The organism is Micromonospora sp. NPDC049359 (genome assembly GCF_044466585.1).
Classification (GTDB): domain Bacteria; phylum Actinomycetota; class Actinomycetes; order Mycobacteriales; family Micromonosporaceae; genus Micromonospora.
Genome location: NZ_JBITMW010000001.1, coordinates 714322 through 739090 on the forward strand (window position 1 = coordinate 714322; position 24769 = coordinate 739090).

Annotated in this window: 24 protein-coding genes; 9 read left to right on the forward strand and 15 right to left on the reverse strand. The window is 73.4% G+C overall.

What is annotated here, in order from left to right; genetic code table 11:
• Nucleotides 1-196 precede the first annotated feature (196 nt).
• Entirely contained in the window at nt 197-2266 is a 2070-nt protein-coding gene (locus ACIBTX_RS03290) for a SpoIIE family protein phosphatase (protein WP_396831990.1), read from the forward strand.
• A 56-nt stretch (nt 2267-2322) separates the two neighbouring features.
• On the opposite strand, the gene ACIBTX_RS03295 is transcribed toward ACIBTX_RS03290, so the two are convergent.
• Nucleotides 2323-3681, reverse strand: a complete 1359-nt coding sequence (locus tag ACIBTX_RS03295; RefSeq protein ID WP_357133760.1) for an FAD-binding oxidoreductase — start codon at nt 3679-3681, stop codon at nt 2323-2325.
• A 96-nt stretch (nt 3682-3777) separates the two neighbouring features.
• Between ACIBTX_RS03295 and ACIBTX_RS03300 the strand changes: the two genes are divergently transcribed.
• Nucleotides 3778-5874, forward strand: a complete 2097-nt coding sequence (locus ACIBTX_RS03300; protein WP_396831991.1) for a S9 family peptidase — start codon at nt 3778-3780, stop codon at nt 5872-5874.
• 56 nt (nt 5875-5930) lie between these two features.
• Here ACIBTX_RS03300 and ACIBTX_RS03305 read toward each other — a convergent pair whose 3' ends face one another.
• From ACIBTX_RS03305 to ACIBTX_RS03355, 11 genes are all read right to left on the reverse strand, one after another.
• Complete coding sequence (locus tag ACIBTX_RS03305) at nt 5931-8051, reverse strand: bifunctional polysaccharide deacetylase/glycosyltransferase family 2 protein (protein WP_396831992.1); 2121 nt, start codon at nt 8049-8051, stop codon at nt 5931-5933.
• 14 nt (nt 8052-8065) lie between these two features.
• A complete protein-coding gene (locus ACIBTX_RS03310) occupies nt 8066-8497 on the reverse strand; it encodes a hypothetical protein (RefSeq protein WP_396831994.1) in 432 nt (143 codons plus the stop codon).
• Between the two features lie 114 nt (nt 8498-8611).
• A complete protein-coding gene (locus ACIBTX_RS03315; RefSeq protein WP_396831995.1) occupies nt 8612-10126 on the reverse strand; it encodes an FtsX-like permease family protein in 1515 nt (504 codons plus the stop codon).
• A gap of 8 nt (nt 10127-10134) precedes the next feature.
• On the reverse strand, nt 10135-10836 hold the full coding sequence (locus ACIBTX_RS03320; RefSeq protein WP_357133766.1) for an ABC transporter ATP-binding protein: 702 nt from the start codon (nt 10834-10836) through the stop codon (nt 10135-10137).
• Nucleotides 10833-11369 carry a PadR family transcriptional regulator gene (locus ACIBTX_RS03325; RefSeq protein ID WP_357133768.1) on the reverse strand — a complete coding sequence of 179 codons (537 nt, stop codon included), beginning with the start codon at nt 11367-11369 and terminating at the stop codon, nt 10833-10835. The genes ACIBTX_RS03320 and ACIBTX_RS03325 overlap by 4 nt, the downstream gene beginning before the upstream one ends.
• Nucleotides 11370-11582: 213 nt before the next feature.
• Nucleotides 11583-13121, reverse strand: a complete 1539-nt coding sequence (locus ACIBTX_RS03330; RefSeq protein ID WP_396831996.1) for a SpoIIE family protein phosphatase — start codon at nt 13119-13121, stop codon at nt 11583-11585.
• 2 nt (nt 13122-13123) lie between these two features.
• Nucleotides 13124-14485 (reverse strand): sensor histidine kinase, encoded by a 1362-nt coding sequence (locus ACIBTX_RS03335; protein ID WP_357133772.1) that lies wholly within the window; start codon nt 14483-14485, stop codon nt 13124-13126.
• Nucleotides 14475-15488, reverse strand: coding sequence for a SpoIIE family protein phosphatase (locus ACIBTX_RS03340; RefSeq protein ID WP_396831997.1), 1014 nt, complete (start codon nt 15486-15488; stop codon nt 14475-14477). The genes ACIBTX_RS03335 and ACIBTX_RS03340 overlap by 11 nt, the downstream gene beginning before the upstream one ends.
• Nucleotides 15485-15904 carry an anti-sigma regulatory factor gene (locus ACIBTX_RS03345; protein ID WP_357133776.1) on the reverse strand — a complete coding sequence of 140 codons (420 nt, stop codon included), beginning with the start codon at nt 15902-15904 and terminating at the stop codon, nt 15485-15487. The genes ACIBTX_RS03340 and ACIBTX_RS03345 overlap by 4 nt, the downstream gene beginning before the upstream one ends.
• Nucleotides 15901-16311 (reverse strand): STAS domain-containing protein, encoded by a 411-nt coding sequence (locus tag ACIBTX_RS03350; RefSeq protein ID WP_355048333.1) that lies wholly within the window; start codon nt 16309-16311, stop codon nt 15901-15903. The genes ACIBTX_RS03345 and ACIBTX_RS03350 overlap by 4 nt, the downstream gene beginning before the upstream one ends.
• Nucleotides 16311-17171 carry an STAS domain-containing protein gene (locus ACIBTX_RS03355; protein ID WP_357133779.1) on the reverse strand — a complete coding sequence of 287 codons (861 nt, stop codon included), beginning with the start codon at nt 17169-17171 and terminating at the stop codon, nt 16311-16313. The genes ACIBTX_RS03350 and ACIBTX_RS03355 overlap by 1 nt, the downstream gene beginning before the upstream one ends.
• A gap of 166 nt (nt 17172-17337) precedes the next feature.
• Here ACIBTX_RS03355 and ACIBTX_RS03360 point away from each other — a divergent pair, with 166 nt between their 5' ends.
• Complete coding sequence (locus tag ACIBTX_RS03360; protein WP_007454464.1) at nt 17338-17694, forward strand: STAS domain-containing protein; 357 nt, start codon at nt 17338-17340, stop codon at nt 17692-17694.
• A 13-nt stretch (nt 17695-17707) separates the two neighbouring features.
• On the opposite strand, the gene ACIBTX_RS03365 is transcribed toward ACIBTX_RS03360, so the two are convergent.
• The gene (locus ACIBTX_RS03365; RefSeq protein WP_396831998.1) at nt 17708-18982 is read right to left on the reverse strand and encodes an MFS transporter; all 1275 of its coding nucleotides are present in this window, start codon (nt 18980-18982) and stop codon (nt 17708-17710) included.
• Between the two features lie 50 nt (nt 18983-19032).
• On the opposite strand from ACIBTX_RS03365, the gene ACIBTX_RS03370 reads away from it, so the two are divergent.
• From ACIBTX_RS03370 to ACIBTX_RS03385, 4 genes are all read left to right on the forward strand, one after another.
• Nucleotides 19033-19728, forward strand: a complete 696-nt coding sequence (locus tag ACIBTX_RS03370; protein ID WP_357171616.1) for an FCD domain-containing protein — start codon at nt 19033-19035, stop codon at nt 19726-19728.
• 39 nt (nt 19729-19767) lie between these two features.
• Entirely contained in the window at nt 19768-20229 is a 462-nt protein-coding gene (gene mscL, locus ACIBTX_RS03375; RefSeq protein ID WP_357171618.1) for a large conductance mechanosensitive channel protein MscL, read from the forward strand.
• 81 nt (nt 20230-20310) lie between these two features.
• Entirely contained in the window at nt 20311-20562 is a 252-nt protein-coding gene (locus tag ACIBTX_RS03380) for a hypothetical protein (RefSeq protein WP_355048337.1), read from the forward strand.
• Nucleotides 20563-20618: 56 nt separating this feature from the next.
• Nucleotides 20619-20987, forward strand: coding sequence for a hypothetical protein (locus tag ACIBTX_RS03385; protein ID WP_357133785.1), 369 nt, complete (start codon nt 20619-20621; stop codon nt 20985-20987).
• Between the two features lie 85 nt (nt 20988-21072).
• Here the strand turns inward: ACIBTX_RS03385 and ACIBTX_RS03390 are convergent, their stop codons facing one another.
• Nucleotides 21073-22299, reverse strand: a complete 1227-nt coding sequence (locus ACIBTX_RS03390) for a benzoate/H(+) symporter BenE family transporter (RefSeq protein ID WP_357171620.1) — start codon at nt 22297-22299, stop codon at nt 21073-21075.
• A 57-nt stretch (nt 22300-22356) separates the two neighbouring features.
• Between ACIBTX_RS03390 and ACIBTX_RS03395 the strand changes: the two genes are divergently transcribed.
• Nucleotides 22357-22917 carry a helix-turn-helix domain-containing protein gene (locus ACIBTX_RS03395; protein ID WP_396831999.1) on the forward strand — a complete coding sequence of 187 codons (561 nt, stop codon included), beginning with the start codon at nt 22357-22359 and terminating at the stop codon, nt 22915-22917.
• A gap of 7 nt (nt 22918-22924) precedes the next feature.
• On the opposite strand, the gene ACIBTX_RS03400 is transcribed toward ACIBTX_RS03395, so the two are convergent.
• A complete protein-coding gene (locus ACIBTX_RS03400; RefSeq protein WP_396832000.1) occupies nt 22925-23947 on the reverse strand; it encodes a LuxR C-terminal-related transcriptional regulator in 1023 nt (340 codons plus the stop codon).
• A 62-nt stretch (nt 23948-24009) separates the two neighbouring features.
• On the opposite strand from ACIBTX_RS03400, the gene ACIBTX_RS03405 reads away from it, so the two are divergent.
• Nucleotides 24010-24729: a protein phosphatase 2C domain-containing protein gene (locus ACIBTX_RS03405; RefSeq protein ID WP_357133793.1), complete on the forward strand. Its 720-nt coding sequence runs from the start codon at nt 24010-24012 to the stop codon at nt 24727-24729.
• The last annotated feature ends 40 nt before the right edge of the window (nt 24730-24769 follow it).

Below are 24769 nucleotides of genomic sequence, written 5' to 3' on the forward strand. Positions count from 1 at the left end.
ATTGTGCCCGCGTCGGCCGTAGTGCCAGGGTGCGCGACCCGCCGATCGAACCCGTCGGCCCCCGGGATCCTCGCGGCGGTACCCAACCGGACACAGAAGTCGCCCAGTGGCGCTCGTCACGTTGGAGACGCCGCGCCGCCCCCACCGATCACCGATCCGCTTGGCACCCGGCCGGGGGACGGTAGAGGATACGGGGGTGTCAGCCGAGGCGGGGCCCGCGACGGCCGGGGCCCGGAACGGGGCTGTCCGGCGTGTCCGTCTGCCCGCCGACCGCCGTACGCCCGCCGCCGCCCGCGCGGTCGTCCGCTCCGTCCTGGCCGAGGCGCACCTCGACGACCTGGTCAACGAGGCGCTGCTGCTCACCACCGAGCTGACCACCAACGCCGTCGAGCACGCCGGCACCGAACTGGACATCGAGGTCGTGGCGGACGATGTCGGGCTCTCTGTGACCGTCTCCGACTTCGCGCCCAGCTCCGGCAACGACGAGCTGACCGTCGGCACCCGCAACGACACGAGCGAGATCGACGAGGTCTCCGAGCGAGGTCGCGGACTGCTGCTCGTCGACCACTTCGCCAGCCGCTGGGGCACCACGTACCTGCCGACCGGCAAGGGCGTCTGGTTCCGCCTGGACCGGCCCGGCACCGAGCCGGGCGCCGGCGCCAGCGCCGGCGGCACGTCGGTGGCCGCCGGCCCCGGGGCCGGCGACGGCTCGGCGCCGAGCGCGGGCGCGATGAGCGAACTCATGCAGACCGCCCCCGACATGTACGCGGACGACCCGCTGCCGGACTTCGCCGCCAGCCTGCTCAACCGGGTCGCCGAGATGGTCGGCGCGGCCGGTGGGGCCGTCCGCCTCGACCGGGGCGACGGGCAGGGCCGACAGTTGTTGGCACGTTTCGGCCGGCAGCCCCGCCCCGACAGCGAACTGCTCCGGGTGCCGCTGACCGTGCACCGCCCGTACGCCGGGGAGTTGGAGCTGGACGCAGCGCCATCGGCGTACGCCCGCCCGTTGGCGGTGCTCACCGCGGAGCGGCTGTCGCTGCACCTGGAGAACGACCGGCTGCGCCGGGCGGACGTCCGCCGACAGGCCTGGCTGACGTTCCTCGCCGAGGCCAGCGAGCTGCTGGCCCAGTCGCTGGACGTCGAGCTGACCATGGCGTTGATTCCGCAGTTGGTGGTGCCCCGCCTGGGCCAGTGGTGCGCCGTGCACACGACCGACGAGTGGGGGCGGCTGCGGTTGGCCGCGACCAGCCACGCCGACGAGTCGGTGCTGCCACAACTGCACCGGGTGCTGGCGGAGACCGGCCCGGATTCCATCCAGGCCCGGCTGCGGGAGGCGTCCCGGAGTGCGGCGCAGATCCCGCTCGGCGGCCCGATGGAGGGCTTCGCGGTTCCGCTGATCGCCCGCGGCCAGCGTCTCGGCACTCTCGCGGTGGGCCGGCACCAACGGCACCGGCACGACCCGGACGAGGTGGCCGTCCTGGAGGACGTGGCGCGGCGGGCCGCGCTGGCGATCGAGAACGCCCGGATCCACGCCGAGCGGCGACGGGTGGCGCAGACGCTCCAGAAGTCCCTGCTGCCGCCCGTGCTGCCGGTCGTGGAGGGCATCGGCTTCGCCGCCGAGTACGTACCCACCGGCGATGACGCCGAGGTGGGTGGCGACTTCTACGACGTGGTGCCGCTGCCCGACGGGCGCTGGCTCGTGGTGATCGGCGACGTGTCGGGCAAGGGCGTCCAGGCGGCGGCGGTCACCGGGCTCGTCCGGGACGTGATCCGGGTGCTGGTGGGTGACGGCAAGCCGTTGCCGGAGGCGCTGGCCCGGCTCAACGAGACGCTCGTCGAGCGGGGCGGCGGCCGGTACTGCACGTTGGCCCTGGCCGCGGTGGGGCCGGGCGACGGCGACCACCTCGACGTGTCGCTGCACCTGGCCGGGCACGACCGGCCGGTGCTGCTGGCCGGCGCGGGTGGCGCCCGGTTCGTCGGTGCCGGGGGCACGGCGCTGGGTCTGCTCGACACCATCACCTCACCGACGACGGAGATCACGCTCACCCCCGGCGACTCGCTGATCTTCTATACCGACGGGGTCACCGAGCGGCGGCACGGTCGGGAGCTGTTCGGCACCGACCGGCTGCGCGACGCGGCGGCGCCGCTGGCCGGCTACTCCGCCGACGTGGTCGCCGCGCGCCTGCGCGCCGCCGCCATCAACTTCTCGGTCGAGCCACCCCGGGACGACATCGCCGTCCTGGTGCTCCGCAACGACGCGGTCTGACCGGCGCAGGCTCACCCCGCCGGCGTTGCGTCACGTCCGCACCGGCCGGGGCGGCCTCACAGGCCGCCGGGGAGGCGGCCGGGGGCGAGGCGTCGCTCCGGGTCGAGGTGCTCCTTCGCGGCGCGGAGCTGAACCAGGCCGGCCAACTCGCCCCACAGGTCGACGGCCTGTCGGACGGCGGCCGGGGCGGAGACGACCACGCAGCGACCCTGCCGGGCCAGCAGCACCCCCCGGACGGCGGCCAGGATGGACGCCACCCGGTCGGGTGGCACCGCGCCGGGCAGGGCCGCGTGCACCACGCCCAGACCGGCCGAGCCCCGCACCGGCACGGGAGCGCCGGCCGCGTCGCGCAGCGCGTACACGGCGGCGTGCAGATCGCTGATCGGCACCTCCAGCCGTAGTGCCGTGTCGCCGGGCGCGAAGGGGTAACGACGCCACCACGGCGGTGCCGAGTGGGTCACGGTCGCCTCGCCGTGCAGCAGGCCGACCAGCCGTTCGGCGCGTTCGTTCACCTCGGCCGGGCCGCCTTCGAGCAGCACGACGAGGCTGCCCGCCCGGGACGGGGCCCCGGACCGGCCGGACATCGACGGGTGGCGCTCGCGGGCGGTGGCGGACGGATGGCCCGGCGGGTACACGCTGCGTGGCCGGGGCAGGCCGCCGGGCAGGTCCAGCTCGATGGCCGCCGGGTCGAGGCGGGCGGCGAGGATCGACCGGATCAGCTCGTGGACCTCCAGCGGGGTCCACACCGGCCGGGACACCCACAGCCGGCTGGCGGGCACCGGCTGCACCCGCAGGCTCGCCGAGACCAGCACGCCGAGCGCGCCCTGCGAACCACAGAGCAGCCGGGCCAGGTCGAGCCCCGGCGCGCCGCCGCCGGCGCTGACCAGCTCACCGTCGGCGGCCAGATAGCGGACGCCGACGAGCTGGTCGCACGGGCTGCCGTGGCGGTGCCGCAGTGGACCGGCCTCCCCGGCGGCGAGCACCCCGCCGAGGGTCGCGCCGGGCGAGGGGGTGTCCATCGCGAGCCGCTGCCCGGTGCGTTCCAGAGTGGCCTGTACCGCCCGCAGTGGAGTGCCCGCGCCCACCTCGACCACGGGGGCGCCCACCGGCTCGTGGCCGATGCCGGCCAGCCGACCCGTGTCGAGCAGGATGTCGACCTGCGTCGGGGTGGCACCCCAGTCGATCTTCGTGCCGGCGCCCCGGGGAACCACCGTCAGATCGTGGACGGCGGCCAGCCGCAGCACCTCGGCCGCGGCGTGCGGCCCGCCGGGCACCGCCACCCAGCGCGCGGGCCGCCCGGCCACCTCGTCGGCCGAGCCGGCGAGTCGGGCGAACGGCGGACCGCAGATCGCGGTCAATCGCCGGGTGATCTCGAGGGCTCCGGACCGGCCGAGGGAACTCGCTGCTGCCGCCATGCCGGCCATCGTACATGTGTACGAAAGACGGGGTGGGGATGTTCGGGATGCCGCTGGTCCGGCACGGAGGGTGAGTCGGCCGGTAACGTGGCCGCCGTGACCACCGAGACTGCCCCGCCCGCGGCGAAGCGGGTGCCCACCGAGCGCACCCACCACGGCGACACCGTCGTCGACGAGTACGCCTGGCTCGCCGCCAAGGACGACCCGGAGACGATCGCCTACCTGACCGCCGAGAACGCGTACACCGAGGAGCGCACCGCGCACCTGGCCGCCCTGCGGGCGGAGCTGTTCGAGGAGACCCGCCAGCGCACCCGCGAGACGGACCTGTCGGTGCCCACCCGCAAGGGCGGGTACTGGTACTACACCCGCACGATCGAGGGCCAGCAGTACGGGGTGCACTGCCGGCGCGCGGTCCGCGACGGCGAGTCCGAGCCACCGGTCAGCGCGGACGGCGCCCCGCTCGACGGCGAGGAGGTGCTGCTCGACGGCAACCTGCTGGCCGAGGGGCACGACTTCTTCTCGCTGGGCGCGTTCGACGTCAGCCCGGACGGGCGCTGGCTGGCGTACTCGACGGACTTCTCCGGCGACGAGCGCTTCACCCTGCGCGTGAAGGACCTGAGCACCGGGGAGCTGCTGCCCGACGAGGTGCCGGACACCTTCTACGGCACCGCCTGGTCGGCCGACGCGTCGGCGCTGTTCTACGTGACGGTCGACGACGCCTGGCGGCCGAACCGGGTCTGGCGGCACACCATCGGCTCCGCCGCCTCCGACGACGTGGTGGTGCACCAGGAGGACGACGAGCGGTTCTGGGTGGGCGTCGAGCTGACCCGGTCGGAGAAGTTCATCCTCATCGACATCCACAGCAAGATCACCAGCGAGGTGCTGGTGATTCCGGCCGGCAACCCCACCGGCGCGCCGGCCGTGATCGCGCCCCGCCGGCAGGGCGTCGAGTACGCGGTGGAGCACCACGGCCACCGTTTCCTGATCCTGCACAACGACGGCGCGGAGGACTTCGCGCTGGCGTTCACGTCGGCGGACACCCCGGGCGACTGGGTTCCGCTGATCGAGCACACCCCGGGCACCCGGCTGGAGGCGGTCGACGCGTTCGCGAACCACCTGGTGGTGTCGCTGCGCACCGACGGCCTCACCGGCCTGCGGGTGCTGCCGGTCGGCAGCGACGACGGGTACGACATCGACTTCCCCGAGCCGCTCTACAGCGTGGGCCTGGACGCCAACCCGGAGTACCGCACCGGGCAGGTCCGCCTGCGCTATTCCTCGCTGGTCACGCCCGACTCGGTGTACGACTACGACCTGGTCACCCGGCAGATGGTGCTGCGCAAGCAGAAGCCGGTGCTGCCCGGCCCGGACGGCCGACCGTACGACCCGGCCGAGTACGAGCAGCACCGCGACTGGGCGCTCGCCGACGACGGCACCCGGGTACCGATCTCGCTGGTCTGCCGGGTCGGCACGCCCCGGGACGGCTCGGCGCCCTGCGAGCTGTACGGCTACGGCTCGTACGAGGCCAGCATGGACCCGTGGTTCTCGGTAGCCCGACTGTCCCTGCTGGACCGGGGCGTGGTCTTCGCCGTGGCGCACACCCGGGGCGGCGGCGAGCTGGGCCGGCGCTGGTACGACCAGGGCAAGATGCTGGCCAAGAAGAACACCTTTACCGACTTCGTGGCCTGCGCCCGGCACCTGGTCAAGGCCGGTTGGACGGCCAGTGACCGGCTGGTGGCCCGGGGCGCGTCGGCCGGCGGCCTGCTGATGGGCGCGGTCGCCAACCTCGCTCCGGACGCCTTCACCGGGATCGTGGCGCAGGTGCCGTTCGTGGACGCGCTCACCTCGATCCTCGACCCGTCGCTGCCGCTGACGGTCACGGAGTGGGAGGAGTGGGGCAACCCCCTCGACGATCCCGAGGTGTACGCGTACATGAAGTCGTACACGCCGTACGAGAACGTCACGGCGGTGGACTACCCGGCGATCCTCGCGGTGACCAGCCTCAACGACACGCGGGTGCTCTACTCCGAGCCGGCGAAGTGGATCGCGCGGCTGCGGGCGACCGCACCGCAGGGCGACTACCTGCTCAAGACCGAGATGGGCGCCGGGCACGGCGGCCCGAGCGGCCGGTACGACGCCTGGCGCGAGGAGGCGTTCATCAACGCCTGGATCCTGGACCGCCTGGGCCGCGCCTGACGCTCGATCCCGGATGTGGTGGCCTCACGCCGCCACCACATCCGGGGAGCAGCGGCCTACCGCTGGCCGGCGCCGACCAGCGCGGCGACCTCACCGGTGCGCACCATGCGCTGCCAGCGCAGCCGATTGCCGATCAGCGCCGTCACCACCGACTGCACCACCACCAGATACATCAGCTGTCGATAGATCACCTGCTGGAACGGCAGCGCCCACAGTGGTCCGTACCGCTCCCGGTCCAGGCGCAGCGCGTACCCGGCGGTGGCCGCCTGGAGCACGAGCAGACCGGCCCAGGCCAGAGCCAGGGTCGACCACGGCAGGAAGAGCAGGCCGTACACGGCGAACACGTCGACGGCCGGCGCGGTCAGCGGCAACACGACCTGGAAGACCGTGAGGTACGGCAGGCCGCGTCGGCCGAGCTTGCCGCCGCCGCCCGACTCGCGCAGGGCATGCCGGTGCTTCCACATCGCCTGCATGGTGCCGTAGCACCAGCGGTAGCGCTGCCGCCAGAGCTGGCGGAGCGACGAGGGCGCCTCGGTCCAGGCGATCGCGGACTCCTCGTACACCACCCGCCAGCCGGCCCGGAGGACCTTCATCGTCAGGTCGGTGTCCTCGGCCAGGGTGTCCGACGGCACGCCGCCCACCCGCAGCAGCACCTCACGCCGGAAAGCGCCGATCGCGCCGGGGATGGTCGGCATGCACTCCAGGACGTCGTACATCCGCCGGTCGAGGTTGAAGCCGATGACGTACTCCAGGTGCTGCCAGCGACCGAGCAGGCGACGGCGGTTGGCGACCTTCGTGTTGCCGCTGATCGCGCCGACCGATGGATCGGCGAACCCCTGCACCAACCGGTACACGGTGTCCGGCTGGAAGACGGTGTCCCCGTCCACCAGCACCAGCAGGTTCGCCCGCGCGGCCCGGATGCCGGTGTTCAGCGCCGCCGGCTTGCCGGCGTTGGCCTGCCGGATCACGCGTACCCCGCGGAGCCGCATCCGCTCGACGATCTCGGCGGTGCCGTCGTCCGACCCGTCGTCGACCACGATCACCTCCAGAGCCGGGTACGCGCTGGCCATCAGCGAGCGCACCGTGGCGGCGATGTTCGCGGCCTCGTTGTACGCCGGCACGATCACCGACACCGGAGCGCGAACCTCGGGGCGGGTGTGCCGCTGGCGGCGTACCCGGCGCACGTGCCGCCGCGCGCAGACCACCTGCACCACCAGGCGGGCCACGCCGAGCACCAGGGCGACGGCCAGCAGCAGGTTCATCACCTGCGCCGACCAGTGTGCGGCGCGCTGGGTCCACCGCAGCGCCGTACCGCTGAGGCGGCTGCCGGCGGAGGCCGCGACCATCGATGGCGCGGCGTCGATGCCGGCCGAGACGGTGGTGAACCGGTAGCCCTGATCGGTCAGCGCCGGCAGCAGTCGGTCCAGCGCGGCCACCGTCTGCGCCCGGTCCCCGCCGCCGTCGTGCATCAGCACCACCGCGCCCCGCCCCCGTTTCGGGGTGGCGGCCCGCGCGATCTGGTCGACGCCGGGGCGCTGCCAGTCCCTGGTGTCCTGATCGGCGAGGACCGCGACGTGCCCGACACCGGCGGCGGCGCGCAACGCGTCGTACTCCGGCCCGGTCAGCGCCGTCGGCACCGACGAGAACGGCGGCCGCAGGAGGGTTACCTCCCGACCGGTGGCTCCGGCGATCGCCTTGCGGGTCAGCGAGAGTTCGAGGTCACGACGCCACGGCGGTACCGCGGCGAGGTCCGCGTGGGTGAAGGTGTGCGACCCGATCTCGTGGCCCTCGGCGAGCATCCGTCGGACCAACTCCGGATGTTCGTTGACCCGGGCCCCGACCACGAAAAACGTGGCGTGCGCGCCGTGGCGGCGCAGCACGTCGAGCACCTGGGGGGTCCAGCGCGGGTCCGGCCCGTCGTCGAACGTCAGCGCGATGGTCCGAGCCGGCAGGGCCCGGCTGACCGGCTCGTCCCCATCCAGCCGCAGCACCGGCCCACCCGTGCCGACGCCGGGAGGCACGCCCGCGCCGGAGCCCTCGGCGGATGCCCCGCCGGATGCCCCGCCGGATCCACCGGCGATTCCGGTCAACAGGCCGTTCACGGTGAGCACCGCGAGCAGCAGGAGCAGCCCGAGCAGGAGCAGGAACCAGTGGGCCCGAGGGTCACGTCGGGCCACGTGTCGCGCCCTCGTCACTGCGGCTTACCCGGTGGCCGGCTCGGCTTGGCGGTGTTGCGGTGCTCGTCGCCCCGGCCCGGCTGGGCGCTTGCGGACGGTGTCAGGGTGACGGCGGGGGGCGGCGAGGATCGTCGCGCGCCGACGGACGCCGTGGGGCCGGGGACCGGCGGCGACGTACGGGTCACCGGAGAGGGCCCGGTGGGACCGGTGGACGCCCGAGGCTGGTCGGCCCCGTCCACGCCGGCCTCCACCGGCCTGGGCGCCCGGCTGTCGTCGGACCAACCCGGCAGCGGCACGGACGTGTCCATGAAGAGCCCTGCCGCGATCAGCCCAAGGCTCGTGAGCAGGCCGAGACCGATCGCGGTACCGGCGACGACGGTCAACCGACGGCGGCGGCCGGTCCCGTCGACGAACACCGGCGGGGCAGCTCCGGGTTGGTCGTACATCTGGCGTAACTCCCACCGTCGCCCGCGTCACGGACCGTCCGGCCCGTCACCGGGAACCCGATGGCCGGGCTCCCGATGCGGACAGCGGCACCGCAGGCGACGGCGTTACATCGCTCAGGCCGTCCGCAACTCGTCCACCGCCGTGCTCACCCGCAGGAAGAGCAGGCCGACACCGACCGTCACCAGCACCGCCGCCAGAGCGCCGGCGCCGAGCCAGGCCAGGTGCTCCAGCGGTACGGCGACAGTCCGCTCCTGCGCAGCGGTCGGCACGAGGTGGGTGTACTGGTCACGGGTGGCCGGGTCGTCGCAGAGCGCCGCCGTGGCGTCGCACACCGTCGTCGACGATGTGCTCGTGGTGACGCTGGGGAAGAGTCCCCTACCGAGCAGCACGCCGACGGTGAGCGCCAGCAGGATCGCCGGCACCGCGGGGGTGAGCGCCTGCCAGACCACCGATCCGCTGAGCGTCGCGCGGGGCACGCCGGTGGCGACCAGCGCCGCGTACGCGCGACGGCGGGCCACGATTCCCTCGACCAGCGCGACGAGCAGACCGCCCGCCGCGATCAGCACCGCGACGGCGACTGCGGCGTCGACCAGGTCCATTGTCGACAGGTAGAACGGGTTGACGCCGCCGTCGTCCACCCCGGCGAGACGGTTCTGCTCCCGTTCCAGCGCGGCCTGGGCAACGAAGTAGGCACGCTGGACCGCCGCGCCGGCACCGAAGATCATGGCGGCCAGCAAGGCGGCGAACGTCCGGCTGCCCGCCCACGGGTCGGCCATCAGCCGGCCCGCCGCGAGTAGCGCCGCCGCGCCGCGGGCATGTCGGCGCAGCAGACGCCCGCAGGTGTACGAGATCCAGCCGACGCCGACGACCACCCCGATCATCGCGGCGAGCCCGCCCGCCAGGAAGAGCAGGGGCACCAGCCAGCCCCGCACCACGTCGTTCCCGTCGACCCATCGGAGCATCGGGCGCGTGGCCGCGAAGCAGGCCAGACCGAGGCCGATCAGCACTCCGGCCCAGGGGCGTGGACCCTGCTCGCGGGCGGCCTTGCGACTGACCCCGAGCGGGCTCGTCGTGACGGTACGCAACATGAGGGCGGTGGCCAGCGCCGCGATCACCGGCAGACCCAGCACCACCGCGGCCAGCGCGGCGACCGAGGGCAGCACGTCGGTGGGCAGCGCCAACCGGCCCTGGTCGTCCGGCCGGTGCAGCAGCTCGCGGCCGACCAGGTAGACGCCCAGCCCGACACCGGTGCCGAGCAGGCTGGCCAGGCCGGTCTCCAGCACCGCCAGTCGGGTGACCTGACCGGGGGTCGCGCCGGCCAACCGGAGCGCGGCGAGTCGCCGGTCCCGGGCCGGAGCGCCGAGCCGGGCACACTGGCCGGCCAGCGCCAGCACCGGTACGGCCAGCATCAGCAGCGCGAAGGCGGTCCCGCCGCGCAGTCCCGGTTCACGCAGCAGCGCGTTGCGGTACTGCTCGGACTGCGCCCAGGCGTCGCCGGCCGGTTTCTGGATCGCGAGCACGGTGAGCGCCGCCAGCCCGGCCAGCGCCGCCAGCAGCGCACTGAGCGCGGTCAGCACCACGCGTGCCGTGTCGGTGCGGTTGCCGGCCAACGCGAGTCGCACCAGCATCGCCGGCCTCACCGTGCGCCGCCCGCCAACGGCACGTCCAGCCCCAGGCCGGTGTGGTCCACCAGGCCGTCGCGCAGCACGATCTCCCGATCGGCGTACGCGGCGATCCGCGGCTCGTGGGTGACCAGCACGACGGAGGTGCGTTGCTCCCGTGCGAGCCGGACCAGTTGGGTGAGCACCTGCTCGCCGGTGAGCGTGTCGAGCGCGCCGGTCGGCTCGTCGGCGAAGAGCACCCGCGGCTCGGTGACCAGTGCCCGCGCCGTCGCACACCGCTGCTGCTGGCCGCCGGACATCTCGCCGGGCCGCAGGTCGGCCAGGTCGGCCACCCCGAACCGCTCCAGCCAGGTGAGCGCGGCCGTCCGCGCCTCTCGCCGCCCCGTGCCGGCGAGGAGCAGGGGCAGCGCCACGTTCTCGGCCGCCGTCAGCTCGGCCACCAACTGCCCGAACTGGAACAGCACCCCGAACTCGGTACGCCGTAGCCGGGACCGGGCCGCCTCCGACCAGGTGTCGAGCCGGTGGCCGCGCCAGGTGACCTCGCCCGCGTCGGGCCGGAGGATCCCGGCCAGGCAGTGCAGCAGGGTCGACTTGCCGCAGCCACTCGGCCCGGTGACCGCGACGATCTCGCCCTCGGCCACGTCGAGCGTCACACCGCGCAGGGCGGGCGTCGGGCCGTACGCCCGAACCACGCCGCGAGCCTGGAGTTGCGTCACGCGTGCACCTCCCGGTGCCAGTCGGCGACCCGGCCCAGCGTGGTGTGCAGCCACCGCAGGTCGGCGTCGAGATGGGCGATCGCGAAGTCGGCCGCGACCACGTCGTTGAGGGTGGCGGCCGGGTCGGTCTTGACCGCCGTCAGCTCCCGCAGCCGCGCGGTGTGCGCGGCGCGCTGGGCGACCAGGTACGACCGCGCCCGGTCGACGTCGGCGACCAGCAGCGCCACGACGACCTTGGCGAAGAGCGTGCTGGCCACGTAGGGCATCGGTGACTCCACCGTGGACAGCCACCGATCCAGGGTGGAGCGACCCTCGTCGGTCAGCGCGTACGCCGTGCGGTCCGGCCCGGAGGCGCGGTCCTGACCGGCGGCGGCCACCAGACCGTCCCGTTCGAGGCGACCGAGGGTCGCGTAGACCTGCCCGAAGGCCAACGGTCGAGCCCGGGGCAGCCGCTGGTCATGCGCACGCTTGAGCTCATACCCGTGCCGACTCCCCCCAGCCAGCAACCCAAGCAGAACATGCGGCGTAGACACCGCCCCACTATTCACCCAGCGAATACCCCCGTCAACACCCCCCACCCACCCCCACCCCCCACCCACCCCCACCCCTTCACCCGCGTGATCAAGAGGTTCGCGTCATCGACAGGGCGAAATTTGACGCAAACCTCTTGATCACCGGAGCAGAGAGGGGGCCGGAGGGCCTGGGGGGCCTGGGGGGCCCGGGGGCCGGAGGGGTGGGGTGGGGGTTTAGTGGCGGCGGAGGACTACTACGGCTACGTCGTCCTGGATCTTGTCGGGGGCGAGTTCGACCAGGAGGCGGGCGCAGAAGTCGTCCAGGTTGTCGTCCACCGTGGCCGACACCGCCGCTAGCGCGGCCAGCCCCTCGTCGATGGTGGCGTCCCGGCGCTCGATCAGCCCGTCGGTGTAGAACACCAGCGTGGCGCCGGTCGGCAGGACGAACTCCAGGTCGGCCGGTCGGGGCGCGCGGACGCCGAGCAGGGGTGCCGAGTGCTGCACGAACTCCACCTTGCCGTCCCGGTGCAGCAGCGGCGGCAGATGACCGGCGCTGGCCAGCCGGACGTGACCGCTCGGCGGGTGCAGCAGCAGGACGCAGAGCGTGGCCAGTTCGTTCGGCAGCAGGGTACGCATCAGTTCGTTGACCCGGTGCAGGATCTCGCCGGGCTGGTGCCCCTCGACGGCGTACGCCCGTACCGCGTGCCGCAGCTCGGCCATCACGGTGGCCGCGTGCAGCGAGTGGCCGGCCACGTCCCCGATCGCCAGCAGGAGGTGCCCGTCGAGCATCACCAGCTCGTAGAAGTCGCCGCCCACCTCGGTCTGCGCGCTGGCCGGCTCGTAGCGCACCGCGAAGTCCAGTCCGGCGACCGTGGGCAGGCTGCGCGGGAGCAGACTGCGTTGGAGGGTGACGGCGATCCGGTGCTCCTCGTCGAAGGAGCGCTGGGCCTCGACGGCCGCCGCGACGGCCTGGGCGAGCTGCACGAGCACCGGCGTCCGGGCGGTCTGGGTGGCGGTGGGTACGACCACGTAGAGCGGCGCCCGGTCCTCCCGCAGCCGGGCCGCGGCCACGGTCACCGTGTCGTCCGCGGGCCAGGTGAGCAGACCCCAGTTCTCCGGAGGCTCCACCCGCACGGTGGCGCCGGTGGGCACTCCGGTGTCGTCGACGACCCACGGCACAACGGCGGCTTCGGCGCCGGGGCCGGCGCAGACACCGGCGATGCAGTCACCGTCGAACGTCTCGGCGATCACTGCGGCGGGGCTCTTGAAGATCTGCGCGGCCCCCTCCGCGGCGACCTCGAGGAGCCGCCCGAACGTCGCCGCGGCGTGCACCGCGACGGTGGTGTCGGCGAGGCCGAGCAGTCGCTCGGCGAGCAGTTCGGCACGCTGCCGGGCCTGGTAGTAGCGCAGCACCGCCCGGGTGGTGGCGATCAGCTCCTCCGGCTCGATCGGCTCGGCCAGGTACGCGTCCGCCCCCCGGGTGAGCCCCTGGGCGCGGTCGGCCACGTCCACGGCGTGCGCGGAGACGTGAATCACCGGCAGCGCCGGGTGGGCCGCCTTGATCCGCTCGCACACCTCGTAGCCGCTCAGGTCGGGCAGCCGGACGTCCAGCACCACGAGGTCGATCCGCTCCGTCTCGACCCGGGCCAGCGCCTCGGTGCCGCTCTCCGACTCGAGCACCGTGTACCCGGCCCGGCTGAGCCAACTGACCAGCAGGTAACGCTTGGTACGGCTGTCATCGACCACCAGGACGGTCGTCGGTACGGCGTCCACCGTCACGCTCCGCCGATGGGCAGTGAGACGGTGAAGGTGCTGCCCCGGCCGGGCTCGCTGGCCAGCTCCAGCGTGCCACCGAGCAGGGTCACCAGTCGCCGGGCGTACGGCAGGCCGAGGCCGGTGCCGCCGACCCGGGTCGCGCCGGGCACCTGGTAGAACTCCTCGAAGATCCGATCGTGCAGCTCGGGGGGGATACCCGGGCCGGTGTCACTGACCTCGAAGCGCCACCGGTCGTCGCGGCGTCGGGCGCGCAGCCGCACCTCGCCGCGCTCGGTGAACTTCAGCCCGTTGTGCAGCAGGTTGCGCAGCACCTGGCCGAGCAGCACCTCGTCGGTGCGCAGCACGGCCGGCACGGTCGGCTCCTCCACCGTCAGCTCCACCCTGGGCCGGGTGGCCAGTGCCCGCATGGTGCCGCGCAGTTGACCGAAGACCGGGCGCAGGTCCACGTCCGCCCAGTCGGGCTCGATCCGGCCCGATTCGGCCTTGGCGAGGTCCAGCAGTTCGTTGACCAGACCGAGCAGATCCTCCGCCGAGGAGCGGATGAGGCCGACCTGACGGACCTGCTCGGTGGTGAGAGGGTCGGAGGAGGAGTCCGCGAGCAGGCGTCCCAGCCCGATGATCGCGGTCACCGGGGCGCGCAGCTCGTGGCTCACGTTCGCCAGGAACCGGCTCTTCGACTCGCTCGCGGCACGCAGTTGGGCCGACTTCTCGTCCAGCTCGGCGTAGAGGGCGACGACTCCCCGGTTGGTCGCCTCCAGCTCCTCGGTGAGCTGGTTGTAGAGCGCCACCACGCCACGGTTGGTCTCGGCCAGCTCCTCGTTGAGCACGGCCAGCTCGTCGCGTTGGCTGCGCACCTCGTCGAGCGCCGCGATGAGCTGGCCGTTCTGCACGGTCAACTCGTCCAACGCGCTGCCCGGCGCGGTGCGGCCGAGTTCGGAACGGAACTCGGCCAGCCGCTCCGGGGTCGGGATCGGCGCGTTCGCCGGGACTCTGCGGGACATCCTTACGACCGTAACCCCCTCGGCGGTCGTCACGCTCAGGGAGTCGACCAGGCGGGACACCGCACCGGACTGCGGCTCGTACCGGCCGTCGGGTAGCGGCCCCACCGGCGCCAGGTCGGCGCGGAGGTGGAAGCGGCCGTCGGGCCGCCCCTCGAGGTGGAAGATGACGTCCGCGCCGCCGGTCAGCCGCAGCAGGTCCCGGGCGACCTCACTGAGAGCGGTGGCGATCCGCACCTGGTCCTGGTGTTCGAGGCCCACCACGCCGGCCACCTCGCGGCCACGCTGGCGGATGACGAAGATGTCCTGTTCGACGCGGAGCGCCATCTGCAGCAGCGGCACCGAGGCCGGATCAACGCTCATGCCCGGACCTCGCCACCAGGACACAGGCGTCGTCGCGCCGCGTTCCGGCGTCGCGCAGCAGGGTTGCCGCCAGCACCAGCGGGGACCGTTCGACGAGGCCCGGGTAGTCGGCCAACCGCCAGCGGTCGACGACGCCGTCGCTGTGCATGACGAGCCGGGAACCCGGCCCGAACGGGTAGTCGTAGCCGCGTACCGTCGGCCGCTGGTGCCCGGCGATGCCGGGCAGCGACACGAGCCCGCGGCGTTGGCCATCGTCGTCGACGATCACGCCGGAGATGTTGCCGAGCCCGGCGTAGTGCAGCACGCCGGACGCCAGTTCGGCGACCGCGAGCGCCGCGCCACGGGTGTGCGACATGCTCCGGTGCAGGTGGCTCACCACCGCCGCCGGGGCGCCGGCCGGCGCGTTGCGGAAGGCGGCGAGCGCGGCCTCGGTGGCGGCGGCGGCCAGCGGGCCGTGCCCCAGACCGTCGCTGACGAGCACCTGGTGCCGGCCGTCGACGAGCCGGACGGCGTACCCGTCACCGCTGACCGTCTCGCCGGGGATCGGCCGGGTGAGACCACCGGCCCAGGACGGTGTCGCCGGTTCGGCCGGCCAGACCTGGACGGCGAAGACGGTCCCCTTACCGGGCAGGGAGTAGCCGTCGAACCAGCTCGCCTGCCGGACGATGGCGCCGAGGCCGATGCCGAGCGTGCCGGTGGTGGAGTGCCCGTCCCGGGAGGAGACGGTGAGGTCGGCCATGCCGGGCCCGGAGTCGATGGCGACCATCTCCACGCCGGCCTGCCCGGCACGGCGGACCGGCCGCAGCAGCAGGACGCCGTTGTCGGCGTGCTTGACGAGGTTGCTGGTCAGTTCGGCGGCCACGATGGCCAGGTCCGCGATGCGGGCCGCACCCATCTCGATCTGCTCGCCGAGGCGTTCCGCGGCGCGTCGTACGGCGCTGGCGGTACTGCCCGCCTCCACCCGGAACCAGATGCCGCTGTCGGTGACCGGGTCCCCGTTCACCGGGCCCACTTGGTGACCGTGATCCGGGTGCCGGCCTCCGCCGACGTCTCGATCTCGAACTCGTCGACCAGCCGGCGGGACCCGCTGAGGCCGAGGCCGAGGCCGCCGCCGGTGGTGTACCCGTCGGTCAGGGCCAGGTCGAGGTCGGCGATGCCGGGGCCGGAGTCGGCGAAGACGATCCGCAGGCCCTTACGTCGGCCGTTGTCCACGGTCGCCACCTCGACGGTGCCGCCGCCGCCGTACACCAGGGTGTTGCGGGCCAGCTCGCTCGCGGCCGTGACCACCTTGGTCTGGTCGACCAGCGACAGCTTGACGGCGACCGCCACCGACCGGACCAGTTGCCGGACGCGTACCACGTCCTCGTCGCTGCGGACCGACTGCGCCTGCGGGTGGCCCAGGTCGATGCCCGTGGTCACGGCGTGGCCGTCTCGGCGTCCGGATCGTCGTCGAGCTGGTGATCGAGCTCGTCGGCGTTGGCCGCCGCGATCAGCTCCATGCCGCGCTCGACGTTCAGCGCGGTACGGATGCCGTTCAGCGACAGCCCCAGTTCGACAAGTGTGATGGCGACGGCGGGGCGCATGCCGACCACCACCGTCTCGGCGTCGAGGACCTTCGAGATCGACGCGATGGTGGAGAGCATCCGGCCGACGAACGAGTCGACGATGTCCAGCGCGGTGATGTCGATGATGACGCCGTGGCAGCCGGTCGCCACGATCCGCTCGGCGAGATCGTCCTGGAGCTGGACCGCCGTCTGGTCGGACATGTCGAGCTGGATGGAGACCAGCAGGATGTCACCGATCTTGAGGATCGGTACGCGTTCCATCAGGCGTCCCTGCGGGACTGGCGACGGGCGGACTCGATCCCGGTGAGCCGCAGCACGTGGCGCAGCGCGTCGGCGAGGCTGGCCTTGGTGGCGATGTCGCCGAACTCGATGCCGAGCGCCACGATGGTCTGCGCGATCTGCGGCCGGATGCCGGAGATGATGCAGTCGGCGCCCATCAGTCGGGCGGCCACCACGGTCTTCAGGATGTGCTGGGCGACCTGGGTGTCCACGGCGGGGACGCCGGTGATGTCGATGATCGCGTACGGGGAACCGGTGTCGACCAGGGTCTGCAGCAGCCGCTCCATGACCACCTGGGCCCGAGCGGAGTCCAGGGTGCCGACCAGCGGGACGGCCACCACGCCCTCCCACAGCTTCACCACCGGGGTGGAGAGTTCGAGCAACTGCTCGGCCTGGTCGGCGATGAGGCTCTCGCGGGTACGCACGAAGCTCTCGAAGGTGAACAGGCCCAGCTCGTCGACGAGCTTGGAGTAGGCGACGAAGTCGTGCAGCGCGTCGGCCCCGCCGGACTCCTGGAGCAGCTCGGCCAGTACGTCCTTGAGCGCGAAGACGCTGATCGTCGTCTCGGTGGCGGAGAAGCCCTGCCGGGCCCTGCCCCGGGACAACTCGGAGAGCGTGGCGCGCAGTTCACCCGTGCTCTCGGCGGACAGGTCGAAGCTGCCCTGCTGGGCGACGCCGATGATGGCCTGATGCAGATCCTCGACCTGTCGGCGCAGCTCGGCGTGGCTCAGCCGGCCCCGCAGCGAGCCGGCCACGATGTCGGTCCACCGCTGCGTGATCTGCTCGGCGTGGCCGCCCAGCAGCGCGGCCAGTCGACCACTTTCCTCGGCGTTCAACGCCATCGCGAAAACCCCCCTCGACCTGGACCGGCCGGACTCTATCACCGGGGCCTGCACAACTACTTGCTCCGTAGCAATGGAATGACGGGGACCACCGGATGCCGGCTCCCGTTCTGCGTGCGACCCCGGTCGTGGGATACCGTTCCCCCGATAACAGGAGGTCTGGCGAATGTCCCTGACGGTGCACACGGAACAACGCGGCGACGTGGTCGTCGTGTCGGTCGCGGGCGAGCTGGACATGGCAACCGCACCGCAGTTGCAGGACCAGATCACCGACCTGCTCGACAAGGGCCGCAACCGGCTGGTGTTCGACCTGGCGGACGTCTCGTTCTGCGACTCGACCGGTCTGTCGGTGTTCGTTCGCGCCAAGAACAGCTGTGACGAGGCCGGCGGTGTGGTGCGGCTGGCCGCTCCGCAGCGTGGCGTGCTGCGCATCCTCGAGGTGAGCGGGCTCGTCGAGGTGCTGCACACCTACCCGACGGTGGACGAGGCCGTCGCCGGCGAACCGACGCCGGCGTCCTCCTGACCGCTGTTTCGACCTACTCGTCCTCGACGTAGCGGGGACGGGCGATCGCCATGCCCGCCGCCGTCTGCACGGCGAGCGCGGCCAGCAGGAATCCGATCGGCGCCGTCCAGCCGCCGGTGATCTCGTAGAGGATGCCGACCGACAGCGGGCCGAGGGCGGCGATCACGTACCCGGTGCTCTGCGCGAAGGCGGAGAGCGCGACGGTCCCGTCGGCGGTCCGCGCGCGCAGACCGATCGTCGTGAGGATCAGCGGGAACGCGCCCTGGCCGAGCGCCAGCAGGGTCACCCAGAGCAGCGCGGCGCCGTGCGGTGCCAGCGCCAGCCCCAGGTAGGCCAGCGCCGACGCGCCGGTCAGGCCGAACACCAGCGGGCGCAGGGTGGCGAGCCGGCCGGCGAGGGTGGGCATCAGCAGCGCGATCGGCACGCCGAGCGCGGTCACCCCGGCGAGCAGCAGCCCGGCCGACTCGGGCCGGTAGCCGGCGTCGCGGAACAGTTGGGCCAGCCAACCCATGATGGCGTAGCCGCTGAGTGACTGCGCCCCGAAGTAGATCGCCATGGCCCAACCCAGCCGGGTCCGCGCTGGCCGGACCCGCGCGGCGACGGCCGCCGTCGGGGTCGCGCGCCGCGCGCCCCGGCGGGTCCGCAGCGCCAGCGGCACCCACGGGAGTACGGCCACCGCGGCCAGCCCGGCCCAGACGCCCAGCCCGGCCCGCCAGGACCCGAAGGCGTGCGCGATCGGCACGGCGGAGGCCGCGGCCACCGTCGTGCCCAGGGTCAACGCCATGGTGTACGCCCCGGTGACGAGGCCGGTCCGGTGGCCGAAGTGCTGCTTGACGAGCATGGGCAGCAGGATGTTGGCGACCGCGATGCCGGCCAGTGCCAACGCGCTGGTGAGCACGAAGATCCAGGCCGAGTCGGTGGCGGCCCGGAGCACCTGGCCGACGGCCAGGACGATCATGGCGACCACCAGTACCCGGGCCGGGGCGACCCGGCGGACCAGCCACGGGGTGAGCGCGCCGAGGCCGGCGAACGCGATGGTCGGCAGGGTGGTGACCAGTCCGGCCATGACGCCGGAGAGCCCCAACCCGGCGCGGATCTCGTCGAGCAGGGCGCCGAGGCTGGTGACCGCCATGCGCAGGTTCAGCGCGACCAGCAGCATCCCGACCAGCACCAGCGCGCCACCGGTCACCGGGTGCGTCCGCCGGGCCGTGGTGCCGTCCGCCGGGCGGGTGTCGACGGCGAGGACGGGTGCGGGCGGGGCCGGAGCGGCGGCGGCTGGCGGGGTCATGACCTCTAACCTACAATCATGGGATGAATTTCAGGCCGGTGATGTAACCAGTGCCACCGTCGGTCGATTCCCCCGCCGCGCAGCCAGCCGCGCCTCCCCGGGGGCACCGCGTCCGCCAGACCATCGAGCAACTCCGGGCCCGGATCCTCGGCGGCGAGTGGCCGGTGGGCGGCCGCATCCCCACCGAGCCACAGTTGGTCGCCGCGCTGGGCGTCGGGCGCAACACGATCCGCGAGGCCGTCCGCGCCCTCGTGCACGCCGGGGTGCTGGAGTGCCGGCAGGGCTCCGGCACCTACGTGGTGTCCACCGACGAGCTGGCCCCGGTGGTGGCCCGTCGACTGGGCGACGACCGGATGACCGAGGTCATCGAGGTACGCCGTGCCTTCGAGGTGGAGGCGGCCCGACTCGCCGCGCTGAGGCGTACCCCGCAGGACCTGGCGGCGCTCGACGGCGCGCTCGCCGACCGCGAGGCGGCCTGGCGCGGCGGCCGGGTCGACGCGTTCGTGGAGGCCGACGCGGCGCTGCACGTCGCGGTGGTCGCCGCCGCGCACAACGCGATGCTCGCCGAGCTGTACGCCTCCTTCGGCGCCGCCCTGCGCAGCACCGTCGCCCAGGCGATGGGGGGCGCGCTCGCGCCCGAGCGCTACGTCGACCACACCCGGCTGGTCGAGGCGATCCGCGCCGGCGACGCGGGCCGGGCGGCGATCGAGGCCGGTGCTTTTCTGGAGCCGGCCGACGGGGCATAGGTTGTCCGCGACGGAAAACCGGACACCTCGGGAGTACGGATGCTCAAGGGCTTCAAAGATTTCATCATGCGCGGCAACGTCGTCGACCTGGCGGTCGGCATCGTGATCGGCGCCGCGTTCACCGGCGTGGTCACCCAGCTCACCAAGTCGTTCCTCGAACCGCTGATCAAGGCGATCGGCGGAGGCACCGCCCTCAGCGCCGGGAAATGGAAGCTCACTGAGGGCAACTACGTGGACTGGGCGGCATTCATCAACGCCGTGATCACGTTCCTGCTCACCGCGGCGGTGCTCTACTTCTTCGTGGTGTTCCCGATGAACAAGCTGGCCGAGCGGCGGCAGCGGGGCGAGGAGCCGCCGCCCGCGGCCCCCAGCGAGGAGGTCAAGCTGCTCACCGAGATCCGGGACGCCCTGGTCTCCGCCGGTCACACGACCCCGGGCCAGCAGCGCGGGGCGCTTGACGACGTGCTGGGCCGCCGGACCGAACCGCCGACGCAGCGCTGACCCACACGGATGCACATCGGCCCCTGCGGGATTCCCGCAGGGGCCGCATCTTCTCGTACGTGTGTTCGATAGAGTCCGGCCATGGAGCAGCGCAAGCACTGGTGGAACGGGAAGTGGGGGCGGCTGGCCCGGCGGGACGTCTTCCTCCGGGTGGACGCCGACCGGTGGCACGTCGAGCAGCGGGCCGGCGGCGCCGAGGGCATTTCCCGGTTCTACGAGTACGGCAGCGCCGACGAGGCCGAGGAGACGGTCCGGGCGCTGCTCGACGGCACGGACACCTGGCGGGAGCTGTCTCCCCGCCCACCGGGCGGCTGGACCCTCCCGAACGGCTGAGCGCGCGGCTCCGGAGGCGGCGTTTAGCGGCGGGCCGCCTCGGGAACCGCTGAGAGATGGACCAGCAGGACGCGCAGCAGGCGACCATCTCGCGGATCACCACCGGGATGCCGGTGATCGACGTGGCCGGCACCGAGGTCGGCACCGTGGACCTCGTCCAGCGGGGCGACCCGAACGCGGTGACCGTGCAGACACCGACCGCCGACCCGGGCAGCAGCCTGGACGAGCTGATCGAGGCGACCGCGGTCGAGGAGCCGGACGTGCCGGCCGACCTGGCGGCACGTCTGCTGCACACCGGCTACCTGAAGGTCTCCACCGAGTCGGCCGACGGAGCCGTGTATGTCCCGGCCGACCGGATCGGCTCGGTGGCCGACGGCCGGGTCCTCCTCGCCGTGGGCATGGCCGACCTCCCCCGCGAGGAGTAACCCGGTCGCCCCGATCGACCCGACTTCCCGCAAACAGCGGCATCACCGCACCCCGGACACCCCGCCTTCCAGAAGCCCGAGTGGATCAAGCCGGGAGCCGTCGTGCCGGCTCGGTCGAACTCTCCGACGAGGGCGGGACGGGCGCGGGCGGGACGGGCGCGGCCGGGCGACGGAAGAGCAGCAGCATCAGGCAGCCGGCGATCAGCCCCCAGAACGCGCCTCCCACGCCGACCAGCGTCACCCCGGACGCGGTCACCACGAAGGTGACCACAGCGGCTTCCCGGCCCTCGGGGTCGGTCACCGCCGCCGCGAGCGCGGTGGCGAGCGCGCCCAGCAGGGCCAGCCCCGCGACGGCCTCGATGAGGATCGGCGGCGCGACCGCCACCAGGGCCGTGGCGACGCCCGCGCCCAGCCCGAGCAGGGCGAGCCCGACGCCGGCGGTGACCGAGGCGACCCACCGACGCTCCCGGTCGGGATGCGCGTCGGGGCCGGCGGCCAGCGCGGCGGTGATCGCCGCGAGGTTCACGGCGTGTCCGCCGGCGGGGGCGGCCAGCAGGCTGGCGAGCCCGGTGGCGCGCAGGGCCGCGCCGAACGGCGGACGGTAGCCGTAGCCGACCAGCACCGCCATGCCCGGTACGTTCTGCGCCGCCATCGTGACCAGGAACAGCGGAAGGGCCAAGCCGACCAGCGCGGACACGTTCCAGGCCGGCACGGTCACGGTGACCGACGGGATCAGCGCGGTGCCGCTCAGCCCGGCCGGGGGCGCGGTCAGCGCGAGCGCCACCACCGCCACCAGCAGCGCCCCGGGTACCGCCCAGCGGCGGGCGAACCGGTGCAGCAGCAGCCAGCCGACCACCACCGGACCGGCCACCCGGGGCAGCTCGACGAGCGCCCGGACCGGTGCGGTGCACAGGGGCAGCAGCACTCCGGCGAGCATCGCGCCGGCCACCGGCTTGGGGATGGCGGCCACCGCCCGGCTCAGCGGCGGGAAGAGACCGGCCGCGACGATCAGCAGCCCGGAGACGAGGAACGCGCCCACCGCGACCGGCCAACCTCCGGGCGGCGGCCCGGTCGCCACCAGCAGCGCCGCGCCCGGCGTCGACCAGGCGACGCTCATCGGGATGCGGTGCCGCCAACCCAGCCACACGGCGGCGAGCCCGCACGCCACGCAGAGGGCGAGCAGGCCGGAGGCGGCCTGCGCGTCCGACGCGCCGACCGCCCGGAGCCCGGCCAGCACGACGGTGAAGGAGCTGGCGAAGCCGACCAGCGCGGTCACCACGCCGGCCAGCACCGGTTGCGCGCGTCCACCCATGTCACCACCCCCGGAGCGTTCCGTTTACGGAACGGCAGTGTGTAGCACCATAGTCGGATGCCGCAGCCACCACCAGCGGGCCGTCCCGGCCTCGACGTGGACCCCGTCGTCGTCGGTCGGCGCGTCCGCGCCCTGCGCGAGGAGCGGGGCATCTCGCTGTCCACACTGGCCCGGCTCGCCGGCATCGGGAAGGCGACCCTCTCCGGCCTGGAACACGGCACCCGCAACCCGACCCTGGAGACGCTCTGGGCGGTCACCGCGCAGCTCGGCGTACCGTTCACCGCCCTGCTGGCCGACCCGACCCCCGGGCCCGTCGTGCACGGCGCCGCCGTCACCGCCACCCTGCTGGAAGTGTTCGACGACACCGACGCGACCTACGAGCTGTACCGGATGCGCGTCGCACCGGGCGTCGTGCAGACGTCCCCCGCCCACCAGCCGGGCGTCACCGAACACATCACCGTCTTCGGCGGAGTGCTGCGGGCCGGCCCGGCCGACGCGCCACTGACCGCCCCGGCCGGCGGTCACCTCCGCTGGGTCTCCGACGTGCCGCACACGTACGCGGCGGTGGGCGACGAGGAGGTCGCCGCGAGCCTGCTGCTCCGCTACCCCCGCAACTGAACCCGGCTCAGTCCACCGGGGCGGGGACCGGCAGCCGTCGGCGTACCGCCCAGAGCGCCACCTCGGTCCGCGACGCCGAGCCGGTCTTGCGCAGCAGGTTCGACACGTGCACGGTGACCGTCCGCACCGAGATGCCGAGCGCCTTCGCGACCTGCTTGTTCGACATACCGCTGACCAGGCAGCCCAGTACCTCGACCTCCCGGGCGGTCAACTCCACGTCGACCGCCTCGACCGGGCCGGGCGGCGTACGCGGCCCGGGTAACCGTCGCAGCAACGCGTCCGGCCCCTCCCCGGCGTACGCGGCCAGCAGCTCGGTCAACGCGTACGGATTGCCGCCGGTGTGTCGCCAGACCGAGGTGACCAGCCGGTCGGACGGCGGCGCACCCTCGTACACCTGGGTCAACACCTCGGCGACCTCGGCCGGGCGCAGCGGACCCAGATGCTGGCGGACGACGCCGCGTACCCCGCAGAGGCGGGCCAACGCGCGGCGGGTGAGGTCCGGGGCCACCGCGTCGGCGGCCGGCCGGCTGGCGACGATCAGCAGCGCCGGCAGCTCGGCCACGGTGGCCAGCTCACCGACCAGGTTGACGCTGGCCGGGTCGAGCGCGTGCAGATCGTCCACGACCAGCACCGCCGGGCCGGGGCCGACCAGCAACTGGACGGTACGGACGGCGAGGCGCAGCAGGGTGCCCGGCGCGTACCGTTCGCGCGGCGCGGTGGGCTGCTGGGCGAGCCACGCCAGCGCGTCCGGCGGCAGGGCGAGCGAGCCGGTGTCGCGGCCGGTGAGCACCGACGCCAACCAGTCGTACGGGGCCGGACCGTACACCCGGGCGGCCCCCGAGAGCACCACGGACGGACGCGGCGTGAGGGCATCCACGGCGGCGGCGACCAGCAGACTCTTGCCCACGCCGGCCGCGCCGGTGAGCACCGCGACGGTCGGCGCGCGACGCTCGGCGGCGGCCACGGACGACCACGCCCGGTCGAGCTCGGCGAGCTCGCCGGCGCGTCCGACCATGGACACCGGCATCATTTCTCAACCCTACGCAGTAGTGCGTAGAGACGAAGGCGGGGTGTTCTTGGCAAGCTGGCACCATGACGCTGATCCTCCGCTCGGCCATCCTCAACGACATCGGCCTGGTCCGCACCAACAACGAGGACTCGGCCCTCGCCGGTGACCGCCTGATCGCCGTCGCCGACGGCATGGGTGGCCTGCCCGCGGGCGAGGTGGCGAGCGAGATCGTGATCCGGATCCTGGACGAGCTGACCCCACCCACCGAACCGGACGCGGCCGCGGACGCCCTGCGTGCCGTGGTCAGCACCGCCAACCAGCGCATCCACGCCGCGATCACCGTGGACCCGGCGCGCGAGGGGATGGGCACCACGCTGACCACCGCGCTGCTGGCCGGCGAGACGCTGGTGCTGGCCCAGGTCGGTGACTCCCGCTGCTATCTGCTGCGCGACGGGGAGCTGACCCAGCTCACCCGGGACGACACGTTCGTGCAGGCGCTCGTCGACCAGGGCACCCTCTCCCCCGACCAGGCCCGGCACCACCCGCAGCGCTCCCTGGTGACCCGGGCCGTGCAGGGCGCGGACACGCCGCCGGCCGTCGGTGTGCTCACCGTGGCGCAGGGTGACCGGCTGCTGCTGTGCAGCGACGGGCTCTCCGACTACGTCGAGGACGACGCCATCGCGGCGGCGCTGGGCATGTACTCCGACCGCCAGCAGTGCGGCGAGCAGTTGGTGAAGCTGGCCCACCACGCCGGTGCTCCCGACAACGTCACGGTCGTCGTCTCGGACGTCACCACCCGCTGACCGATCCGGCCCGCTCGACGGTCCCATGAGGGCCGCCCGA

Bases quoted from the DNA above. Each gene is read 5' to 3' on its own strand.
- ACIBTX_RS03365 (WP_396831998.1), bottom strand. From the start codon at position 18,982: ATGACCCCGCCAGCCGCCGCCGCTCCGGCCCCGCCCGCACCCGTCCTC.
- ACIBTX_RS03405 (WP_357133793.1), top strand. From the start codon at position 24,010: ATGACGCTGATCCTCCGCTCGGCCATCCTCAACGACATCGGCCTGGTC.
- ACIBTX_RS03310 (WP_396831994.1), bottom strand. From the start codon at position 8,497: ATGTACGACCAACCCGGAGCTGCCCCGCCGGTGTTCGTCGACGGGACC.
- ACIBTX_RS03295 (WP_357133760.1), bottom strand. From the start codon at position 3,681: ATGGCGGCAGCAGCGAGTTCCCTCGGCCGGTCCGGAGCCCTCGAGATC.
- ACIBTX_RS03390 (WP_357171620.1), bottom strand. From the start codon at position 22,299: ATGGGTGGACGCGCGCAACCGGTGCTGGCCGGCGTGGTGACCGCGCTG.
- ACIBTX_RS03350 (WP_355048333.1), bottom strand. From the start codon at position 16,311: ATGGAACGCGTACCGATCCTCAAGATCGGTGACATCCTGCTGGTCTCC.
- mscL (WP_357171618.1), top strand. From the start codon at position 19,768: ATGCTCAAGGGCTTCAAAGATTTCATCATGCGCGGCAACGTCGTCGAC.
- ACIBTX_RS03395 (WP_396831999.1), top strand. From the start codon at position 22,357: ATGCCGCAGCCACCACCAGCGGGCCGTCCCGGCCTCGACGTGGACCCC.
- ACIBTX_RS03380 (WP_355048337.1), top strand. From the start codon at position 20,311: ATGGAGCAGCGCAAGCACTGGTGGAACGGGAAGTGGGGGCGGCTGGCC.
- ACIBTX_RS03315 (WP_396831995.1), bottom strand. From the start codon at position 10,126: ATGCTGGTGCGACTCGCGTTGGCCGGCAACCGCACCGACACGGCACGC.
- ACIBTX_RS03355 (WP_357133779.1), bottom strand. From the start codon at position 17,171: ATGGCGTTGAACGCCGAGGAAAGTGGTCGACTGGCCGCGCTGCTGGGC.
- ACIBTX_RS03335 (WP_357133772.1), bottom strand. From the start codon at position 14,485: ATGAGCGTTGATCCGGCCTCGGTGCCGCTGCTGCAGATGGCGCTCCGC.
- ACIBTX_RS03360 (WP_007454464.1), top strand. From the start codon at position 17,338: ATGTCCCTGACGGTGCACACGGAACAACGCGGCGACGTGGTCGTCGTG.
- ACIBTX_RS03385 (WP_357133785.1), top strand. From the start codon at position 20,619: ATGGACCAGCAGGACGCGCAGCAGGCGACCATCTCGCGGATCACCACC.
- ACIBTX_RS03400 (WP_396832000.1), bottom strand. From the start codon at position 23,947: ATGATGCCGGTGTCCATGGTCGGACGCGCCGGCGAGCTCGCCGAGCTC.